This window comes from Nocardia sp. NPDC056100 (assembly GCF_042266325.1).
Lineage (GTDB): Bacteria > Actinomycetota > Actinomycetes > Mycobacteriales > Mycobacteriaceae > Nocardia.
The window spans coordinates 1,898,761-1,918,633 of record NZ_JBHJVY010000003.1 but is presented as its reverse complement, the minus strand read 5'-3'; the positions used below and the strand labels follow the sequence as shown (position 1 = coordinate 1,918,633).

Genomic DNA, 19,873 nt, shown 5'->3' with positions numbered 1-19,873 from the left:
CCCGAAGGGCCTTACCGCTCGACTTGCATGTGTTAAGCACGCCGCCAGCGTTCGTCCTGAGCCAGGATCAAACTCTCCGTTGAAGACTCTCAATCAGCCCTTGCGGGCTAATCGGAAGAATTAACCAGAGTCCGAAAACCTTGGCAAAATCAAACGCCAGCAAAAGTATTTGCTGACTAAATGTCCGAACCAATCCACACGGGGGTGTGGAAGGCCGGAACCAATAAATTATTGGCACTGACATTCATCGACACACTATTGAGTTCTCAAAGAACACACGCACGCAGAATCTCACGGGCTCTTTGTCCCGGTTGATCTCTGCGGCTGCTTTCAAAGCTTAGCCCGATCCGCGCAGCAGAACCAAATCCGCTGTTCGGAGGAGCCAATGTGATCAGTCAGGCGCTCGCCGTCCAACCTCGTTTCCCTGACCTCTCGGTCCGGGTTGGTGTCCGTGTCGCTCTGACTCGAATAAAGTTACGTGTTGGTCATTCGCATGTCAAATCGGCTGTTCAGGAGGGGTTTTCGCGAACCCTTCCCGTCACCGGCCGTTCATTCGGCGGTGCCGACCCGCTCGATCTCGGCTCCGAGGGACCGCAGGTTCTCCACGAAATCCGGGTAGCCCCTGTCGATGTGGAAGACATCGTGGACTTCGGTGACGCCGTCCGCGACCAGACCCGCGAGCACCAGGCCCGCGCCGGCGCGAATGTCCGAAGACCAGACCGGAGCGCTCGACAACCGCGGAATCCCGCGCACCACAGCGTGATGACCGTCGGTACGGGCATCGGCACCAAGGCGAATCATCTCCTCCACGAAGCGGAAACGCGCTTCGAAGATGTTCTCGGTGATCATCGAGGTGCCGTCCGCGATGGCGGCCAGGCCGATGGCCATCGGCTGCAGATCGGTCGGGAAGCCCGGGAACGGCAGCGTCGAGAAGTTCACCGCGCGCGGACGATCCGACTGCACGACGCGGAAACCGTCCGGCTCGAACGAGATTCGCGCACCCGCGGAGCGCAGCTTGTCCAGCACGAGGGACAGATGCTTGGGATTGATCCCCGTCACCCGCACATCGCCCTGCGTCATCGCCGCGGCGATACCCCAGGTGGCGGCGACGATGCGGTCACCGATCACGCGGTGGGTGGTCGGGGACAGCTTGTCCACGCCCTCGATGGTCAATACCGAGGTGCCCGCACCCGCGACCCGAGCTCCCATGCGCGCCAGCATGTTGCACAGGTCCACGATCTCGGGTTCGCGCGCGGCATTGTCGATGACCGTCTCCCCCTCGGCGAGCACCGCCGCCATGAGGATGTTCTCGGTCGCGCCGACGGACGGGAAGTCCAGGCGAATCCGCGCACCCTGCAATTCGTCGGCGCGCGCCACCAGGCAGCCGTGTTCGATCTCGCTGGTCGCGCCGAGTAGGCGTAGACCCTGCTGATGCATATCGAGCGGGCGCGAACCGATGGCGTCACCGCCGGGCAGCGCGACCACCGCGCGCTTACAGCGCGCCATCAGCGGACCCAGTACGCACACCGAGGCGCGGAACTGGGTCACGGCGGGAAAGTCCGCGTGGTACTTGGGTTCCGGCGGGGTCACGATGGTGACCGTCCCGCCGTCGACCGTGACATCACAGCCGAGACCGCGCAGCACGTCCGCCATCAGCGGGACATCCAGGATGTCCGGGCAGTTCGTGATGGTGGTCGTACCCTCGGCCAGCAGCGCGGCGGCCATCAGCTTGAGGACGCTGTTCTTCGCGCCGCCTACCGCGACCTCACCGACGAGCCTGCTGCCCCCGGTCACCAGAAACCGTTCACTCACGACGGTCAGCCTAGTGGTCCTGTCCCTCCCCCGTGGCCTCTCCGCCCGGCCGCCAGAGGATGTCGCCTTCGGGGTTGGCCACGCGACCGAGAATGAACAGCAGGTCGGACAGTCGGTTCAGGTATTTCGCGGGCAGCACGCTGGTGTCATCCGGATGCGCGTCGACCGCGGCCCAGGCGGAACGCTCGGCGCGTCGCGCAACCGTGCGCGCCACGTGCAACAGCGCGGCGAGCGGCGTGCCGCCGGGCAGAATGAACGAATTCAGTGCTGCCAGAGGCTCATTGAACTCATCGCACCACTTCTCCAAGCGGTCGATGTATGGCTGCGTGATGCGCAGCGGCGGATATTTGGGATCTTCGACAACGGGGGTGGACAGATCCGCGCCCGCGTCGAACAGATCGTTCTGGATGGCGAGCAGCACCCGGCGGATGCGCTCATCGGGATTCCCGAGCGCGATGGCGACGCCGAGCGCGGCATTGGCCTCGTCACAGTCGGCGTAGGCGATGAGCCGGGGATCGGTCTTGGCCACCCGCGAGAAATCGCTGAGCCCGGTGGTCCCGTCGTCTCCGGTCCGGGTATAGATCCGCGTCAGATGCACACTCACGCGTTCACACTATTACCGCCGGCGGCGAATGCGCTCCGACGGGCGGGACTCCACCCAGGACAGGAAGGCCGCGAGCGCGCCGCGATCCAAAGCCAGCTCGTAGCTACCGCTCTCGTCGGAGACCTCGACGATGGCCTCGTCGTTCATGATGTCGAACTCGTCACCCTCGGGAGCCCGGCGACCGGTGCCGACCTCGATGCCCAGGCGGCGAATCGTGGAGTCCGGGCCCAGTTTGAGGCTGGAGAGCTTGTAGAAGACAAGCGTGTCCTCGCCGTAGCGGATCAATCCGTGCCGCCAGCCGCCGCCGTGACCGCGCGCCGGGAGCACCCGCAGCAGCGCTGCGGTTCCGCCGCGACGCAGCATGATCAGGCGATATGTGGAAGCCAGGGCCAATCCGACAAGCAACAGCACCAGAATGATCAGAACCACCATCCCGGTCCGCAATGTTGCTCCGTCCCTTCACATCAGCCTCGGCTGTCGATTCACACACCCGCCATCGGCGGGACCCCGTGTTCGGTCGATAGTAGCGACCGTGTGAACACGAGGTTCCACCATCCACCGAATGTGACGTATGCCCTGTTCAGCTCACCTATCGATCAACCCATGCTGAAGGGCTCGCCCCACAGCGCCAGGTTGCCGATGAAGGTGGTGGTGTCGATCTCGGCGAGCAGGAAGGAACGGGCTTGGGCATACCCGCCGCAACCGTTCACCGCGAAGGTCTCGTCGACCCAGGAGACGCTGGCGTGCGGACCCGGGACCTTGTTGTAGCGCTTATGCGATTCCTGGCCGTAGTCGTCGGGCTTCTCCAGATCCAGCAGCAATTGCGCCACCGCCTGGCCCGGAGCGACCGTGATCCCGCCGCCGAGCGCTTCCGAGGGCTGGAGGTTGGTCAGCCCACCCGACCCCAATGTGGCGGATTCGCTGGCATTCTCGCTCGGCGAGAACTGACTGATGTCCACCTGGCAGCCGACGACGTAACCGGGCGAGATCTTGATGGTGGCCTCGGAGGCGCTCGGCCCGACCAGATCGATGCTGCCGCGGCCGCTGACCCACACATTGCGATGCACCGGCGTATCACCCATGGACGGATTGATCTTGGCCGATTCATTGTCGATGCGGAGCGTGACGACGGTGCCGTCCGCCAGTGTCCGCGAGATCACCCCGCCGGGCAGCGGAATGAAGGTGTCGGCCGCCGCCGTGCCCGGCGCGTGCAGCCCGAACAGCACCGCCGCGGCCAGCGCGACCCCGAAAAGCTTGCCGCTCAATGGATTTCGATTCGAGCCGAACATGCGATCCTTTCGCGTCGGAGTGCGAGACGTCAGCCGAGGCTGAACGGCTGGCCGTAGAGGGTGACCTTGGCGTAGTCCACGCCGATGATCTCGACGACCGAGAACTGGCGCGCCTGGGCGTATCCCGCGCAGCCCTGCACCTCCATCGGCAGATCCTGATACTGAATCTGATAACTACCGCTCTTGATCAATTCGATGTTGTTGATCGCCAGCCACACCACCTGTCCGGGTGACAGCGGAAAACTGAATCCGGCGGCGAGCGTCGGGGTGGTGCTGATCGTCACCGCCGCATTCGCGCTCAGCGCACCGAGCGAAACCTGACAGCCGACCACATATCCCACAGTCAGGTTGGAGGAACCGTGTGTACCGGAATTATTCGTACCCGGAAAATTCCTGGGGCCGTTATTGGGGCCCACCTCACCGTCGGGCGTCTCCACATCGGCGATCACATTGCCGCTCACCCACGAGGTGCGGCCCGCGCCGTTGGACGCCAGCGACGGCGAAATGACCGCTCGCTCACCGACACTCGTGATTTTCACGCCCGGTCCCTCGATATGCCCGTTGGGCAGCGGGACGATGACGTCCGCGTTCGCCGCCCCCGGTGAAAAGAAACCGATGCCTACCGCGACAGCCATTGCCGCGATGGTCCACCTGCTGATTCGAAGCCCGTTCATTCACCCCTCGCTCATCGAGGCGCGGCCACACCCGCTCATACCCGGGCGAGACCGCGCTGCGCCAACTCATTTGAGGTAAAGCTGAAAGTGCTGAAATAGCCGAGGCATTGCGGAATGGGTCAGATCACCTCCGCGGCCGGTGCTGAGTGTAAACGAAAAGAGCGGCGGCCCTGGGATATTTCCCAGAGCCGCCGCTCTTTTGCCGAATGGAAACTCGGATCAGCCCTGTGCGGCCTTCTCCAGCGCGCGCAGGCGGCCCTGGGCCTTGGCCTGCGCATCCGCGCTCGCATCGGCGTCGGCGAGCACGGCCTTGGCGGCCGCCTCGTCGATATCGCCTGCGAAATCAGCGGATTCGGCGAGGACGCGCACCGAAGTGGCGGTCACCGAGAAGAATCCGCCGTGCACGGCCGCGACGATGCGCTCATCGCTGTCGGACACGATGGTCACCGTGCCGGCTTCGACCAGCTGACCGAGCAGCGGTTCGTGGCCGGCCAGGATGCCGATCTCGCCCTCCGTGGTCTGGGCGGAGACGAACTTCGCCCGCCCCGACCACAGCAGTCGCTCTACGGCGACCAGATCAACTGACATATCCGCCATGGTGGACTACTTCCCGGCGATCTTCTTCGCGGCCGCCTCGACGTCGTCCAGGCCACCGCAGGAGTTGAACGCCTGCTCGGGCAGGTGATCGAACTCGCCCTTGCAGACGCGATCGAAGTCGTCGATCGTCTGCTCCAGCGGAACGACGGAACCTTCCTGGCCGGTGAACTTCTCGGCGACGATGAAGTTCTGACCCAGGAACTTCTCCAGACGACGCGCACGGCCGACGAGGACCTTGTCGCCTTCGGAGAGCTCGTCCATACCGAGGATGGCGATGATGTCCTGCAGTTCCTTGTACTTCTGCAGGATCCGCTTGACCTCGTTGGCCACCTGGAAGTGACGGTCGCCGACGATCGAAGCCTCGAGGATACGAGAGGTCGAGGTCAGCGGGTCGACGGCCGGGTAGATGCCCTTCTGCGAGATCGGGCGGGAAAGCTCGGTCGTCGCGTCCAGGTGGGCGAAGGTGGTCGCCGGTGCCGGGTCGGTGTAGTCGTCGGCGGGGACGTAGATCGCCTGCATCGAGGTGATCGAGCGACCACGGGTCGAGGTGATCCGCTCCTGGAGCTGACCCATCTCGTCCGCCAGGGTGGGCTGGTAACCCACGGCCGAGGGCATACGACCCAGCAGGGTCGAGACCTCGGAGCCGGCCTGGGTGAACCGGAAGATGTTGTCGATGAAGAGCAACACGTCCTGGTTCTGCACATCGCGGAAGTACTCCGCCATGGTCAGGGCCGACAGGGCGACGCGCATACGCGTGCCCGGCGGCTCGTCCATCTGGCCGAAGACGAGGGCGGTGTCCTGAAGGACGCCCATCTCTTCCATTTCCAGGTGGAGGTCGGTGCCCTCACGGGTGCGCTCACCGACGCCCGCGAACACCGAGGTGCCGGAGAACTCGCGAGCGATACGGGTGATCATCTCCTGGATCAGAACGGTCTTGCCGACACCGGCGCCACCGAACAGACCGATCTTGCCACCCTTCACGTACGGGGTGAGGAGGTCGATGACCTTGACGCCCGTTTCCAGGATCTCGGTCTTACCCTCGAGCTGGTCGAAGGCGGGCGGCTGGCGGTGGATACCCCACTGCTCGCCGTCGCGGCCCAGGCCGGGGGTGTCCAGGCAGTCGCCCAGCGCGTTGAAGACGTGGCCCTTGACGACATCGCCGACCGGAACCGAGATCGGCTTACCGGTGTCGCGCACCTCGACCCCACGCACCAGACCGTCGGTCGGCTGCATGGAGATGGTGCGAACGATGTTGTCGCCCAGGTGCTGTGCGACCTCGAGGGTCAGGGTCTTCGCAACGGACGCGAGCGCGATGTCGACGTTCAGCGCGTTGTACAGCTCGGGGATGGAGCCGCGCGGGAACTCGACGTCCACGACGGGGCCGATGACACGGGAGACGCGGCCGGTGCCAGCGCCCACCCGGGTTTCTTTAGTGACAGCTGCGGTCATTGGTTCTCTTCCGTGTCTAGTCGCGGTCCGAGCTCGACGCCAGCGCGTTGGCGCCACCGACGATTTCCGTGATTTCCTGCGTGATTCCGGCCTGGCGCAGCGAATTCGCGGTACGGGTCAGTGAATTCACCAGATCCGTAGCGTTATCGGTGGCCGCCTTCATCGCGGTGCGGCGCGCAGCCGACTCCGATGCCGCCGCGTCGAGCAGCGACGAATAAATCCGAGTGTTGATGTACTTCGGCAGCAGCGCGCCCAGCAGGACGTCCGCATCCGGCTCGAACTCGTACTGAGCCGTGGGCTCGGAGTTCCCGTCGGAGAAGCTGTCCTCACCCAGATCGAAGTTCTCGTCGACGTAGCTCACCTGAATGGGAGCCAGGCGACGGACCTCGGGGACCTGCGACAGCATCGACACGAAACGCGTGTAGACGATGTGCAGCTCATCGACGCCGGTCATGGTGCCTTCGCCGTTGGGTGCGGCCACTTCGCCGTCGGCGCCCGCCATGAACGCCTCGACCAGGTGGTTGCACGCCGCGGAGGCGTCCACATAGTTCGGCGACTGCGAGAAGCCGGTCCACGCGCCGTTCACATCACGCTTACGGAAGGTGTAGAACGTCAGGCCCTTGGCGCCCATGACGTACAGCACCGGCTCTTTGCCCTCGGACCGCAGCGTGGTCAGCAGCTCCTCGGTGCGCTTGAGCACGTTGGAGTTGTAGCCACCGCACATACCGCGGTCACTGGTGATCACCAGTACCGCGGCACGGCGCGCGTTCGGCCGCTCGGTGAGCAGCGGGTGGGTGAGATTCCCACTGGCGCTTGCCAATTCGGCAAGCACCTTGGTGATCTCCTCCGCGTACGGCTTGGCCGCCGCGACCCGGGCCTGCGCCTTGCTGATTCGCGAGGTCGCGATCAGCTCTTGCGCTTTGGTGATCTTCTTGATCGAGCTCACGGAACGAATTCGGGAGCGCAGTTCGCGCACGCTTGGCATTAGCGGTTCACACTCCCTTCATTCCTCGAGTCAGACAGTCGCATCAGCTTCGCCGTTCTTACTTCTCGACGTGCTTGCGAGTGACGGAAAGCGACTCGACCTCTTCGTGATCGAGCTTGCCGGCCTCGGCCTCGTTCACGACGCGGCTGCCGTCCGAAGCAAGGAAGCCCTGCTTGAACTTGTCGGTCGCGGTCTTGAACGAATCGGCGGTCTCACCCTCGAGCTTCTTCGCGCCGCCCTGCAGGGCGTCGAAGGAAGGCTGCACGGTGGCGTGCAGGTTCTCCAGCAGCTCGGAGTTGAAGCGGCGGACATCGCCGACCGGGACCGAGTCGTAGTAGCCGGCGTCGACCAGGAACAGCGAAACAACCTGATCCTCAACCGAAACCGGGGCGTACTGGTCCTGCTTGAGCAGCTCGACCCAGCGGGCGCCACGCTCCAGCTGCGCCAGCGAGGCGGCATCCAGATCGGAGGCGAACGCGGAGAAGGCTTCCAGCTCACGGTAGGAGGCGAGCTCCAGACGCAGCGAACCGGCGACCTGCTTCATGGCCTTGGTCTGCGCGGCGCCACCGACGCGGGATACCGAGATACCGACGTTGATGGCCGGGCGGACACCCTTGTTGAACAGGTCCGACTCCAGGAAGACCTGGCCGTCGGTGATGGAGATGACGTTGGTCGGGATGAACGCCGACACGTCGTTGGCCTTGGTCTCGATGATCGGCAGCGCGGTCATGGAACCGGCACCGAGCTCATCGGACAGCTTCGCGCAACGCTCCAGCAGACGGGAGTGCAGGTAGAACACGTCACCCGGGTACGCCTCGCGGCCCGGCGGGCGGCGCAGCAGCAGCGAGATGGCGCGGTACGCCTCGGCCTGCTTGGACAGGTCGTCGAACACGATCAGGACGTGCTTGCCCTGGTACATCCAGTGCTGGCCGATGGCCGAACCGGTGTACGGCGCAAGCCATTTGAAGCCGGCGGAGTCGGACGCGGGGGCCGCGACGATGGTGGTGTACTCCATCGCACCGTGGGCCTCCAGCGCGGCCTTGACGCCCGCGATGGTGGAACCCTTCTGGCCGATCGCGACGTAGATGCAGCGCACCTGCTTGGTCGGATCGCCGGTGGCCCAGTTGGCCTTCTGGTTGATGATCGCGTCGATGCAGACCGCGGTCTTACCGGTCTTGCGGTCACCGATGACGAGCTGACGCTGGCCGCGGCCGATGGCGGTCAGGGCGTCGATCGCGGTGATGCCGGTGGCCAGGGGCTCACCGACGGGCTGGCGCTCCAGCACGGTGGCGGCCTGCAGTTCGAGAACGCGACGCTCGTCGGACTCGATCTCGCCCAGGCCGTCGATGGGGGCGCCCAGCGGGTTCACCACGCGGCCCAGGAAGTTGTCGCCCACCGGGACCGAGAGCACGTCGCCGGTACGGCGGACCTGCTGGCCCTCCTCGATGGTGTCGAACTCACCCAGGACGACGGCACCGATTTCGGTGTCCTCCAGGTTCAGCGCGACGCCGAGCACGCCGCCGGGGAATTCCAGCAGCTCGTTCGCCATCGCGCCGGGGAGGCCGCTGATGTGGGCGATGCCGTCGCCGGTGTCGGTGACGACGCCCACTTCCTCGATGGAGGTTTCCGGGGTGTAGCTCTGCGTGTAGCTCTCGATCGCGCTACGGATCTCATCGGGGGAGATCGTCAGCTCCGCCATGTTCTTCCTGCTCTCGCTGTGGTCTCGAATGTCGGTGTGTTGGTGCGCTTTTCGCGTCTCTGCGGACTACCGGCCGAAGCCGGTGGTCTCACGCGAGAGACTGTCGCAAGCGCTGCAGTCGGCCGACGGCGCTGCCGTCGATCAGGTCGTCGCCCACGCGCACGACGACACCGGCCAGCAGGCTCGGGTCTTCCTGCACGTGCACCGTGACGGGCTTGTCGTAGATGCGCTGCAGCGAGGCCGCAAGGTGCTCACGCTGCTGCGTCGTCAGGGCCGACGCGGAGCGCACATGCGCCACGATCTGATCCCGGAGCGACGCGGCCAGGTCGGACAGGTGGTCGAAGGCCTCGCCGATATCGCCCTTCTTGCTGCGGGCGACCGCCTGCTGGACCAGTTCGAGGGTGATCTCCTCGACCTTGTCCGCGAGCAAGCGCTGCACCAGTTCACGCTTGGCCGCGAGCGGCTTGCCGTGATCGGTCAGCGCCTGCTCCAGCGCGGGGTTGTCTTCGACGATCCGGCCCAGCCGGAACAGCTCGTCCTCAACGGCGCCGAGACGGCCGCGGTCTTCCGCGGCACGCAACAGCGCTTCGTTGCCGAGCAGCACCAGGCTGTCGACCAGGTCGCGGGCGCGGGACCAGTCCTGCGCCACCGCGGTGGTCAGCACCGTCTGGGTGGCTCCACTGACCTTGCCGCCGAAGAGGCGTTCGGCCAGTTCGGCGCGGGCCGAGCTGGACACCGACTTATCCGCGAGCGCCACACGCAGCGAGCGCTGGTCGTCGAGGACGGCGACAACGGCGAACAGTTCGGAGCCCGTCGTGGCCGCGACGGTGTCGCTTCCGGTCAGAGCGGCCCGAAGAGCTTCCCGCGCACGGGAGCTCGCCTCACGGCTCGCTGCGTACATGCTTCCCACTTTCGGTTCGTTACCTTCCGACCCCGATGCCGGCGTTCGCATCCAGCTCCGCGAGGAACCGGTCGATCGACGCGGCCTGCTTGGCCTCGTCGGCCACCGACTGACCGATGATCTTCTCGGCCAGATCGACCGCGGTGCGGCCGAGCTCGGAACGCAGTTCGGTCACGATCTGCAGGCGCTGGGCTTCCAGCTGGGTGTGGCCCGAAGCCACGATGCGGTCGGCCTCGGCCTGCGCGTCGGCACGCAACTGCGCCAGGATGGTCTGGCCCTGAGTGCGCGCTTCCTCACGAATGCGCGCGGCCTCGAGGCGAGCCTCGGCCAGCTGCTCCTGGTACTGCTGCAGGGTGGCCTGGGCCTCGGCCTGCACGGCCTCCGCCTTGGCGATACCGCCCTCGATCTTCTCCGTGCGCTCGTCCAGCACCTTGGTCAGGCGCGGGACGACGTACTTGGCGAAGACAAAGGCGATAACGATGAAGACGATCGCGGACCAGACAATGTCATAGGTCTTCGGGACGAGGGGGTTGATATCCTCCTCGGCCGCGAGCAAATAAATGCTGTTCATCGTTGATTCCTAGTCTTATGCCGGAATCAGAAAATGAAGCCGGCGACGAGACCGATCAGCGCCAGGGCCTCGGTGAACGCGATACCCAGGAACATGGTGGTCCGGATGGTGCCCTGCAGCTCGGGCTGACGGGCGATGCCCTCGATGGCCTTACCGACCACGATGCCTACACCGATGCCGGGGCCGATCGCAGCGAGGCCGTAACCGATGGCGCCGAAGCCCTTGGACTTGGACTCGGCAACTTCAGCAGCCAGGTACGAGAGGGTGCTCATGTGTGTTCCATTCCCTTTCTGTCGCCCACCCGCCGGGCGGCGTGTAAGGCAGGTTTTGGTAGTGCGGTCGGTCAGTGAGAGTCGGCGTGCTGCGCCAGACCGATGTACACAGCGGTCAACAGTGCGAACACGTACGCCTGCAGGAAGACCACCAGGAGTTCGAAGAGTGTGAAGCCGAAGCCCGCGAGCAGCGAGAACGGCGAGAACACCTTCATCCAGGAGACGGCATCGAACAGGAAGAACTGGGTGGCGCTGAAGAACAGCACCAGCATGATGTGGCCGGCCAGCATATTCGCCAGAAGACGAACGGTGAGCGTGAACGGGCGGAGCACGAAGGTCGAGAGGAACTCGATCGGGATCAGCAGGATGTGCAGCGCGGGCGGCACATTCGGCACGACGATGCTCGAGCGCATGTATTTCAGGAAGCCGTACTTCTTGATGCCCACGTAGTTGAAGGTGACGTAGGCGACGACGGCCAGCACCAGCGGCATGCCGATGCGCGCATTGGATGAGATGTTCAGGCCCGGAATGACACCGGAGATGTTCAGGAACAGGACGGTGAAGAAGATCGACGCGATAAGCGGGAAGAACTTCTTACCGGATTCCTTGCCCAGGACCTCATCGCAGATCTGTTCCTTGACGAACACCAGACCGGATTCGGCGACATTCTGCAGACCGCGCGGAACCAGCTGCGGACGACGGAAAGCCGCGAGCATCACGATCACAAGAACGGCCGCCATGATGATGCGAATGAGCATCAAACGGTCGAGCTCGAAAGGCGTCCCCTCGAACAGCACTGCTGGAGGGAAGAAGTCGTTAAGCGACGGCGCGTGGAACTCGCCCGCCAAAATGGTGACGCTCAGCGTTCTCTCCCGTGGTCGGGCCGCAGGCAATGGTTTGCCTGCGGTTCGATCGGACATTGACGATCTGGTGGTCGACTCAGGTCGGCTCGAAGTTCGTCAGCAGCTGAGGGGCTTGCGCCCGGGCGTCTGTACGCGCGTCGGCGACATCGTCGACGGTGCAGAACCAAGACCCGAAGGGTCCGGTACGGCAGTAAGCATAACCTGCTCTCAGGCGGGTCTCAGGTGACCCCCCCTTGTGCTTCGGTCGGCTACAAGTAAAGAGTTTATCAAGTTATCTACGACAACGTGTAGGGGGTGGCATAAACAGCCGGTGAACTGCGCCGCGGTTACAGCTCTCGTTCGGTCTGAACCGTCGGAACCCGTTGCCGCAGAAGGCCATACGTCTCCGCGCCGAGCACGATCAGGAGCGCGCCGACCACGGTCAGGAACAGCGCGGTCGGGCTGTAGAAGTCGAATTTGCGAAGAATCGCGACGACGACGAGCGCCAGCACCAGCTTTCCGACCCAGCTGCCCAGGATCACGATGCCCTGCAAACCGGATTCGATCTTCGCGCTGAAGAGCACCGAGGCGGCGGTCGTCAGAATGAATCCGCCGCCGATGGCCGAACCGATCAGTGCGCCCCAGAGGCCGGGCACACCGGCGATGATCGACGACAGAATTGCCGAAACCACCACCAGCACAGCCAAACCCATCAGGCCGTAGCGCAGGGCCGCCCGCAGCGGGGCGTCGGGATCCGGGGTGGAAGGCGTGCTCACGTCAGCAAACTCTACCGGGCGGTCGCGTCCGGGCCGCGCGGTGGTTTGCGTCCCGCACGCGCGGTGAGCTCGCGCCAGGACGGCACCGAGGTCACGATCAGCGCGAATACCAGGCCCGCCGCGAACAGCAGCACCACCACGCGCCGATCCATCAATGACGTGCCGACCGCGCCGAAAGCGAGCACGCTCACCCACAAGTAGATCAACAGCACGACGCGGCGATGCGAATGCCCGATCTGCAGCAAACGGTGATGCAGATGCATTTTGTCGGGAGTGGAGAAACTCACACCCGCGCGAACTCGGCGCACGATCGCCAAAACAAGATCGAGTACCGGAATGAACATCACCGCGCCCACCAGCAACAGCGGCGACAACAGACCCACGATGTCGCGCGGGCCGTAACCCTGCAGCGGAATTCGGCCCGACGCACCCGTCGACACCGCGGCCAGCATCAATCCGATGAGCATGGAGCCGGTGTCGCCCATGAATATTCGGGCCGGTTGAAAATTGTGCGGCAGAAATCCCAGACAACCACCGGCAAGCGCGGCGGCCAGCAGCGCGGGCGGATAGGTATCGGTCGAACCGCCGACTTCGTAGAGCAGGCCGACGCTGAACACGAAAACCGCGACCGAGGCGATGAAACCCAGACCCGCGGCCAAACCGTCCAGACCGTCGACGAAATTCATGGCATTGATGAGCGTCACCGTGATGCCGACCGTCACCAGACCGCCCTGCAGCGGATCCAGCACCACGGTCTCATTGGTGAAGGGGTTGTAGATGGCCACCCAGGACAGGCCCATCACCGCCATCACCCCGGCCGCGGTCACCTGACCGACGAATTTGGTGAGCGCGTCCAAACCCCAGCGGTCGTCGATGATTCCGACCAGCACGATCAGCGTGCCCGCCGCGAGCACCGCCGGAATGTCCTTCGGATAGTCGAAGCCGCGGCGCAACGCGGGCAGCTGATGCGCGAACAGCACCGCGCCGATGACACCCAGATAGATGCCGAGCCCGCCCATGCGGGGAATCGGCTTCACATGGACATCGCGCTCACGCGGTACCGCCACGGCGCCGAAGGCAATGGCCCCCACCCGGATTCCGCCGGTGCAGAGAAAGGTCACCACCGACGCGACGAACAGCACCAGCAGCAGCTCCCGCAGCGGGACGACCGCGCCCTGGCTGAAAACGCCCTGACTCAACAGCATTTATCGGGCCGTCACCGCTCGCCTGGGGACAGCAGCTCCTCCGGCGACATGCCGAGGACCTCCGCCACCTTCTCGGTCGGGACGGCGCCCTCGCGCAGAATGCGCGGGGCATCGGACGTCAGATCCACGATGGTGGAGGCGATCGCGTGATCGGCGGGACCGCCGTCGAGGTACACCCCGACCAGATCGCCCAGCTGCGCCTTGGCCTCCGCGGCGGTCTTGGCGGGCGGCTGCCCGGAGACGTTCGCGCTCGACACCGCGAGCGGGCCGACCTCACGCAGCACCTCGAGCGCGACCGGATGCAACGGCATCCGCAGCATCACCGTGCCCCGGGTGTCCCCCAGGTCCCAGGCGAGCGAAGGAGCTTGCTGCACAACGAGACTCAGGCCACCGGGCCAGAACGCGCGAATGAGTTCGCGCGCCTGCGGGCGGACCGAGAACACCAAGCCGTCGATCGTGTTCCACGATCCGACGAGCACCGGCACCGGCATATCCCGGCCACGCCGCTTGGCGGCCAGCAGCGCGCTGACAGCCTGGCTGTCGAAGGCGTCGGCGGCCAGGCCGTAGAGGGTGTCGGTCGGAATCACTGCCAGCCGTCCCGATTTCAGCGCACTCCGGGCCGCGATCAAACCAGCGGCCCGCGAATCGGAATCGGCACAGTCGTAGACGGTACTCACGCGCAACATCTTGGCACGGATACCTCGAGAGTCCTTCGTCGCGGTGGGTCGCGGGCGGCGCGGACTCGAATTCCACGACCGCCCGGACGGAAAGTCCGCCGATGACGGTGCGCGCCGCCGCCTATTCGGCGGCGAACCGGGCGACCACGAAGCGGGGTTTGCCCGCGAGATCGGGGTGTTCGACGACCGCGGTGAACCCGGCGGCGGTGAGCAGCGCCGCCACTCCGGAACCGTTGGTGTCATCGTGTTCGATGGCCACCGCGCCACCGGGGCGCAGCAGCCGCGCGATATTCGGAACCATGGGGCGGATGACATCCAGGCCGTCGGGGCCGCCGAAGAGGGCGCGGTGTGGATCGTGGTCCGCGACTTCGGGATCCAGTTCGGCGGCCGCGGGGATATACGGCGGGTTGGACACGACGATGTCGACCGTGCCGGTGAGTTGGGTGAGCAGCTCCGGATCGGTGACATCGGCGGCGTGCAGATCGATGGGGGTGTCGCCCTCGTCCGCGAGTTGCAGGGCATTGCGGCGCGCCCAGGCGATGGCCTCGGAGTCGAGTTCCACCGCGTGCACCTGGACATCGGGGCGGGCATGCGCGATCGCCAGCGCGAGCGCACCCGAACCCGTGCAGAGATCCACCACGATCGGCTGGTGTTCGTGGCCGACCGCTTCCAATTGAGCCAGGGCCCAAGCGAAGAGCAACTCGGTCTCCGGACGGGGAATGAACACGCCCGGCCCCACCGCGAGATCGATCTCCCCCATCGCCGCCGTACCCGTAAGGTGTTGCAGCGGAACACGTTCGGCGCGACGGGCCACCAGTTTGCGGAATTCCTCCAACTGGTCGGCGGTGACCATCGGCACCAGGGCCAGGCGCATGCGGTCCACGCCCAGCACGTGCGCCGCGAGCAATTCCGCGTCCGTGCCGGGGCTGTGCACCCCGGCGGCCGCCAACACTTCCGCGGCCTCGCGGATCGCTGGGCGCAACGGCGCGCGGTTCATGATGTGCCGACCTCTCCGGTGGATGGTCCCGACGAGCGATTCATATTCCCACGAAAGCCGTTCCGACCGGCAGGATTCGGTTAGCTGACGATTTATTCGGCGGCGAGGCGGGCGGCGCGGTCGGCCTCGCCGAGGGCCTGGAAGAGGTCTTCCAGATTGCCGTCGAGCACCGAATCGAGGTTGTGCGCCTTGAAGCCGATGCGGTGATCGGCGATCCGGTTCTCGGGGAAGTTGTAGGTGCGGATGCGCTCGGAGCGGTCGACGGTGCGAATCTGCGAGGCGCGGCCCGCGGCGGCTTCCTGATCGGCCTGCTCCTCGGCCAGCGCCTGCAACCGGGCGGCGAGCACCTGCATGGCACGCATCTTGTTCTGCAGCTGTGAACGTTCGTTCTGGCAGGTCACGACGATGCCGGTGGGTAGGTGGGTGATGCGGACGGCCGAGTCGGTGGTGTTGACGCCCTGTCCGCCCTTACCGGAGGAGCGGTACACGTCGACGCGCAGATCCTTATCGTCGATCTGCACCTCCTCCACCTCATCGGGCTCGGGGTACACCAGGACACCGGCGGCCGAGGTGTGGATGCGGCCCTGCGATTCGGTGACGGGGACGCGCTGTACGCGGTGCACGCCGCCCTCGAATTTCAGCTTGGACCAGACACCGTCCAGGGACGGCTCCTTGGCCTTGATGGAGATGGTCGCCTCTTTGTAGCCACCCATATCGGTGATGTTGGCGTCGAGCACCTCGACCTTCCATCCGTGCCGTTCGGCGTACCGGATGTACATGCGCGCCAGATCGGAGGCGAAGAGCGCGGATTCCTCGCCGCCTTCGCCCGATTTCACTTCCAGCACAACGTCATCCGCGTCGTGCGGATCGCGCGGGGCGAGCAGATCGGTGAGCGTCTTCTCCAATTCCTCGACCTGCGCGCGCAATCCCGGGATTTCGGCGGCGAAGGAGGAATCGTCGGCGGCGAGTTCTTCGGCCGCCGCCAGATCGTCACGCGTGGTGGTGAGTTTGTTGTAGGCGGCCATGATCGGGCCGAGTTCGGCGAAGCGCTTGCCGACCCGGCGCGCCGCGCCCGGATTGTTGTGCAGGTCCGGATCGGCCAGCTGGGCTTCCAGCGCGCCGTATTCGGCCAGAATGTCGTCGATCGCGTTGGGGGCTGTCTTGTCAGCCATCGCGGTTGCTCCTCGGGTCGGTCGTGCTCACAGATAGTTTGCGGGTCTTTCCGCTGCTGTCCGCGGCCGACCCTGGAAACACCGCGACGCCCGCCCTGCTTTGTGCACAGGACGGGCGTCGTCAGAGTAGCTAGTTGGCTTCGCTGGCCTTCGTACGCTTGCCGTAGCGAGCCTCGAAGCGAGCCACGCGGCCACCGGTGTCCAGGATCTTCTGCTTGCCCGTGTAGAACGGGTGGCACTGGGAGCAAACTTCGACCGAGATCTGGCCGGACTCCTTGGTGCTCTTGGTCTGGAAGGTGTTGCCGCAGCCGCACACGACCGTCGTATCGACGTACGTGGGGTGAATTCCTGCCTTCATGGTGTCCTTTCGAATGGCGCCGGGTCGCCTCGCGAGGCGTGAACCGGAACCGACTAGGCATGGTTGCCAAACGGAAAGTATAGACAATGCCCGGGCCCGAAAAATTCCGGGCCGATCCGAGCGGGCAGTGAACCAACCGATGGGTCGGTTTCGTGTACCCCCAAGAAACTGTGGGCACGCGAGTTCGCGGTCCTCGAGCGAGGCTGAAGAACGAGTAGTTCGCTACTCGTGAATACGAACACTGATGTTCATAAAGTAATCGCAGGTGAAAGCCTCGCGACTACGGGAAGGGCAGCTGTGACCAGGAAGGATGCGGAGATCGCCGCAGGGGTGGTCCTGGCAGTGCTGACCCTGATCGTGATCGCGGGGTGGTGTGCCGTTCCGGACGAGTCCGGTCGCGCGGCGGGAAACCAGACCCTGGCCCCTACCCCGCCGCACGGGGACGGCACGCTCACCTACACGGCGGTCACGACGCCGGATTCGTCCGGCGTCGTGACCGCGACCATTCTCGCCGTCATGATCGCCGGAGCCGCGGTCATCGGAATGGCGTTCTACAGCCCGAGACCCGAACCGCGATACCTGCCGACCTATCTACCCGTGAAACGGCGACAGCCCCACCGAAGTGGGGCTGCCGCCGCATCGTTCCACATGGAATCGCCTGTGCGCGAAGCTTATTCGTCGATGGCGTTCGGCGCGGTCTTGGAGACCGTCATCAGGAATTCGGCATTGCTCTTGGTCTTCTTGAGTCGATCCACGAGCAGGTCGATGGCCTGATGCGAGTCCAGACCCGACAGCACGCGGCGCAGCTTGTGCAGCACCCCGGCCTCATCGGGTGACATCAACAGATCGTCGCGGCGGGTGCCGGACGGGTTGACGTCGACCGCGGGGAACACGCGGCGTTCGGCGATCTTGCGATCGAGCTTGAGCTCGGCGTTACCCGTGCCCTTGAACTCCTCGAAGATGACCGTGTCACCGGTGGAACCGGTCTCCACCATCGCGGTCGCGATAATGGTGAGCGAGCCGCCGTTCTCGATATTGCGGGCCGCGCCGAGGAACCGCTTAGGCGGGTACAGCGCGGTGGAATCCACACCACCGGAAAGGATTCGGCCCGACGCCGGGGACGAGTTGTTGTACGCGCGGCCCAATCGGGTGATCGAGTCGAGCAGCACCACGACGTCCTGACCCATCTCGACCAGACGCTTCGCACGCTCGATCGCGAGTTCCGCGACCGAGGTGTGATCGCCCGGCGGGCGGTCGAACGTGGAGGCGATGACCTCGCCGCGCACGGAGCGCTGCATATCGGTCACTTCCTCGGGACGCTCGTCCACCAGCACCACCATGAGGTAGCACTCGGGATTGTTGACGGCGATCGCGTTCGCGATGTCCTGCATGATCGTGGTCTTACCCGCCTTGGGCGGGGACACGATCAGCGCGCGCTGACCCTTACCGATCGGCATGATCAGATCGATGATGCGCGTGGTCAGCTTGTTCGGCTGGGTCTCCAGCCGCAGTCGCTGATTCGGGTACAGCGGGGTCAGCTTCTGGAATTCCGGCCGGCGCTTGGCACTTTCGATATCCGAGCCGTTGACCGTGTCCAGGCGCACCAGCGGATCGAACTTCTGCCGCTGATTGCTCTGATCGCCGTCACGCGGAGCGCGCACCGCGCCGGTGATGGCGTCACCGCGGCGCAGGCCGTTCTTGCGGACCAGGTTCATCGACACGTACACGTCGTTCGGACCGGCCAGGTAGCCGGAGGTGCGCACGAACGCGTAGTTGTCGAGCACGTCGAGAATGCCCGCGACCGGCTGCAGGACGTCGTCCTCGCGGATCTCGAGTTCGCGGCTCTCGCGGCTGTTGCCGACCTCGCCGGGCACGCCGTCGCGGTCACGCCCGCGGCGACGCTCACGGAAGCGACGACCCCGGCGACCGCGGCCGCCTTCCTCGTCGTCATCGGCGGCGGCACGATTGCGGTCGCGGTCGTTGTTGTTGCCGCCGCGCGCGGTGCCGTTCTGATTGCTGTTCTGGTTCTGGCCGCCGGACTGCTGATTGTTATTGCGCTCGCGGCGACGCTCACCACCCTCCTGCTCCGGCTTCTCAGCGGCAGGGGCGGATTCCGAGGCAGCGGCCTCGGCATTGGCATTTCCGCCGGCGGGACGCTGATCGCGACCCCGGCGCTGGCGACCGCGGCCACGCTGGCCGCCATCGCGGTTGTCGTCACCGCTCTCGGCGCGAGTGCCCTCGGCCTCTTCCCGCTTCGCCTCACGCGGCTCGGCGGTCTTCTCGGCGGAGTTGTACGTCGGAACCTCGGTCTTGACCCGGGTTTCCACGACCTTCGCGGGGGCGGTTTCGGCCTTCACGGCAGCGGTTTCGGCCTTCGCGGGAGCGGGCGCAGCCGACGCGGACTCCCCGCCGGTCGGCGCAGAATCGCTCTTGCCCTTGGCATTCCGCGTGGAGGTGGCCTTGCCACCGGTCTCCTTCGCGGCGCCGCCGGACTGATTCTCCTTGATGGCGGCGATGAGATCACCCTTACGCATCCCGGAGGTGCCTCGAATTCCGAGTTCCCCCGCAAGCGCACGCAACTGCGGCAACAACATTCCAGTCAGCCCCGATCGTGCGATGTCAGTGTGTTCGCTCATCTTCGAAATCTGTCCGGATTCACTTTCGCGATCCGAGGAGGTTGAATCACTTTCCACCCCGGGTGTCGCGAGCAGGTCCGTATCTGTCACGGAAATCCTTTCCTTCCCTCGACTGCCGTGTGCCTGTTCGAGGGTTCCTCCTGCAGTCCGGTCGTATGCCGGACTCGGATGCCGTATCGCGTGCTGCGCCGGATTGGTGGTTTTACCACCGCGTGGGCTTCGCCACCGAGTGAAAAGGTGGGAGAGATCATTCCAGTGAACTGGCTACCCCCAAGTTTCGAGCCTCAAGCCTCGAGCCTGAGCAAGGAGCCTCTGGAGCGATTTGCCCTGATGAAGCACCGGCGTCTGACGCGCACG

At 65.1% G+C, this 19,873-nt stretch carries 21 protein-coding genes and 1 rRNA gene; 1 reads left to right on the top strand and 21 read right to left on the bottom strand.

The window, feature by feature from the left end:
* The 20 genes from ACFC0O_RS30565 to rpmE form a co-directional block, all read right to left on the bottom strand.
* Positions 1-83, bottom strand: a 16S ribosomal RNA gene (locus tag ACFC0O_RS30565); the annotation flags it as partial.
* Between the two features lie 466 nt (positions 84-549).
* Positions 550-1,812, bottom strand: coding sequence for a UDP-N-acetylglucosamine 1-carboxyvinyltransferase (gene murA / locus ACFC0O_RS30560; protein WP_375963716.1), 1,263 nt, complete (start codon positions 1,810-1,812; stop codon positions 550-552).
* 10 nt (positions 1,813-1,822) lie between these two features.
* Positions 1,823-2,416, bottom strand: a complete 594-nt coding sequence (locus ACFC0O_RS30555) for a cob(I)yrinic acid a,c-diamide adenosyltransferase (protein ID WP_375963714.1) — start codon at positions 2,414-2,416, stop codon at positions 1,823-1,825.
* A gap of 12 nt (positions 2,417-2,428) precedes the next feature.
* Positions 2,429-2,848 (bottom strand): DUF2550 domain-containing protein, encoded by a 420-nt coding sequence (locus ACFC0O_RS30550; protein ID WP_364646501.1) that lies wholly within the window; start codon positions 2,846-2,848, stop codon positions 2,429-2,431.
* 164 nt (positions 2,849-3,012) lie between these two features.
* Positions 3,013-3,705, bottom strand: coding sequence for an MspA family porin (locus ACFC0O_RS30545; RefSeq protein ID WP_375963712.1), 693 nt, complete (start codon positions 3,703-3,705; stop codon positions 3,013-3,015).
* A gap of 29 nt (positions 3,706-3,734) precedes the next feature.
* The gene (locus ACFC0O_RS30540) at positions 3,735-4,340 is read right to left on the bottom strand and encodes an MspA family porin (RefSeq protein ID WP_375963710.1); all 606 of its coding nucleotides are present in this window, start codon (positions 4,338-4,340) and stop codon (positions 3,735-3,737) included.
* Positions 4,341-4,598: 258 nt separating this feature from the next.
* Entirely contained in the window at positions 4,599-4,976 is a 378-nt protein-coding gene (locus tag ACFC0O_RS30535; protein ID WP_364646492.1) for a F0F1 ATP synthase subunit epsilon, read from the bottom strand.
* Positions 4,977-4,982: 6 nt separating this feature from the next.
* A complete protein-coding gene (gene atpD / locus ACFC0O_RS30530; RefSeq protein ID WP_067702204.1) occupies positions 4,983-6,425 on the bottom strand; it encodes a F0F1 ATP synthase subunit beta in 1,443 nt (480 codons plus the stop codon).
* 16 nt (positions 6,426-6,441) lie between these two features.
* Positions 6,442-7,410 carry a F0F1 ATP synthase subunit gamma gene (locus ACFC0O_RS30525; protein ID WP_375963707.1) on the bottom strand — a complete coding sequence of 323 codons (969 nt, stop codon included), beginning with the start codon at positions 7,408-7,410 and terminating at the stop codon, positions 6,442-6,444.
* A gap of 58 nt (positions 7,411-7,468) precedes the next feature.
* Positions 7,469-9,109, bottom strand: a complete 1,641-nt coding sequence (gene atpA, locus ACFC0O_RS30520) for a F0F1 ATP synthase subunit alpha (RefSeq protein WP_364646486.1) — start codon at positions 9,107-9,109, stop codon at positions 7,469-7,471.
* Positions 9,110-9,197: 88 nt separating this feature from the next.
* Positions 9,198-10,010: a F0F1 ATP synthase subunit delta gene (locus tag ACFC0O_RS30515; RefSeq protein WP_364646483.1), complete on the bottom strand. Its 813-nt coding sequence runs from the start codon at positions 10,008-10,010 to the stop codon at positions 9,198-9,200.
* Between the two features lie 19 nt (positions 10,011-10,029).
* Complete coding sequence (locus tag ACFC0O_RS30510; protein ID WP_364646480.1) at positions 10,030-10,581, bottom strand: F0F1 ATP synthase subunit B; 552 nt, start codon at positions 10,579-10,581, stop codon at positions 10,030-10,032.
* 26 nt (positions 10,582-10,607) lie between these two features.
* Positions 10,608-10,853, bottom strand: coding sequence for an ATP synthase F0 subunit C (locus ACFC0O_RS30505; RefSeq protein WP_067562316.1), 246 nt, complete (start codon positions 10,851-10,853; stop codon positions 10,608-10,610).
* 71 nt (positions 10,854-10,924) lie between these two features.
* Positions 10,925-11,773, bottom strand: a complete 849-nt coding sequence (gene atpB / locus ACFC0O_RS30500; RefSeq protein ID WP_364646476.1) for a F0F1 ATP synthase subunit A — start codon at positions 11,771-11,773, stop codon at positions 10,925-10,927.
* 269 nt (positions 11,774-12,042) lie between these two features.
* Positions 12,043-12,471 carry a hypothetical protein gene (locus tag ACFC0O_RS30495; protein ID WP_364646473.1) on the bottom strand — a complete coding sequence of 143 codons (429 nt, stop codon included), beginning with the start codon at positions 12,469-12,471 and terminating at the stop codon, positions 12,043-12,045.
* 11 nt (positions 12,472-12,482) lie between these two features.
* Positions 12,483-13,676, bottom strand: a complete 1,194-nt coding sequence (locus ACFC0O_RS30490) for an MraY family glycosyltransferase (RefSeq protein ID WP_364646470.1) — start codon at positions 13,674-13,676, stop codon at positions 12,483-12,485.
* A gap of 11 nt (positions 13,677-13,687) precedes the next feature.
* Entirely contained in the window at positions 13,688-14,353 is a 666-nt protein-coding gene (locus tag ACFC0O_RS30485; RefSeq protein ID WP_364646466.1) for an L-threonylcarbamoyladenylate synthase, read from the bottom strand.
* A 121-nt stretch (positions 14,354-14,474) separates the two neighbouring features.
* Positions 14,475-15,350 carry a peptide chain release factor N(5)-glutamine methyltransferase gene (gene prmC / locus ACFC0O_RS30480; RefSeq protein ID WP_375963702.1) on the bottom strand — a complete coding sequence of 292 codons (876 nt, stop codon included), beginning with the start codon at positions 15,348-15,350 and terminating at the stop codon, positions 14,475-14,477.
* Between the two features lie 92 nt (positions 15,351-15,442).
* On the bottom strand, positions 15,443-16,522 hold the full coding sequence (prfA, locus tag ACFC0O_RS30475; RefSeq protein WP_364646461.1) for a peptide chain release factor 1: 1,080 nt from the start codon (positions 16,520-16,522) through the stop codon (positions 15,443-15,445).
* A 130-nt stretch (positions 16,523-16,652) separates the two neighbouring features.
* The gene (gene rpmE, locus ACFC0O_RS30470; RefSeq protein ID WP_375963698.1) at positions 16,653-16,880 is read right to left on the bottom strand and encodes a 50S ribosomal protein L31; all 228 of its coding nucleotides are present in this window, start codon (positions 16,878-16,880) and stop codon (positions 16,653-16,655) included.
* A 297-nt stretch (positions 16,881-17,177) separates the two neighbouring features.
* Here rpmE and ACFC0O_RS30465 point away from each other — a divergent pair, with 297 nt between their 5' ends.
* Complete coding sequence (locus ACFC0O_RS30465) at positions 17,178-17,654, top strand: hypothetical protein (protein ID WP_375963695.1); 477 nt, start codon at positions 17,178-17,180, stop codon at positions 17,652-17,654.
* On the opposite strand, the gene rho is transcribed toward ACFC0O_RS30465, so the two are convergent.
* Positions 17,552-19,606, bottom strand: a complete 2,055-nt coding sequence (rho, locus tag ACFC0O_RS30460; protein ID WP_375963693.1) for a transcription termination factor Rho — start codon at positions 19,604-19,606, stop codon at positions 17,552-17,554. The genes ACFC0O_RS30465 and rho overlap by 103 nt on opposite strands.
* Between the last annotated feature and the right edge of the window lie 267 nt (positions 19,607-19,873).